We start from the raw sequence: 360 nt of genomic DNA on the forward strand, positions 1-360 counted from the left end.
GGTTCGTAGCTGTCTTGGTCGGTGTAGATATAGGTGTAGCTGCCTTTGTAGGTGTACTCCTGAAGTAATCGCGTTCCGTCCCAGACGAAGTGGGTGCGTTTGGGGTCGGTGCTCGTCCAGGAGAGTTTGTCTTGGCGTTCTTTGGAAAGGCGTCTGCCGAACGGGTCGTAGGCGTATTCCCAGATCTCGGTGTTGCCGGCGGGCTTTTTGATTTCGGCGCGGACGAGTTGGTTTTCTAAATCGTATTGGTAATATTGGTTTTCGCCGTCGGGCAGCTGGCGGTAAATGAGGTTGCCCAATGCGTCGTAGGTGTATTCGATGCCGTTGTATTCTTTGAGGCGGTTGCCGCTGCTAATGTTG

1 pseudogene is annotated in these 360 nt (G+C 53.3%); it reads right to left on the reverse strand.

What is annotated here, in order from left to right:
• Window positions 1-360: pseudogene (locus Q3O12_RS04480) on the reverse strand (type IV secretion protein Rhs); the annotation flags it as partial.

Origin of the sequence: Neisseria benedictiae (genome assembly GCF_958267435.1) — a bacterium.
GTDB lineage: Bacteria > Pseudomonadota > Gammaproteobacteria > Burkholderiales > Neisseriaceae > Neisseria > Neisseria bergeri.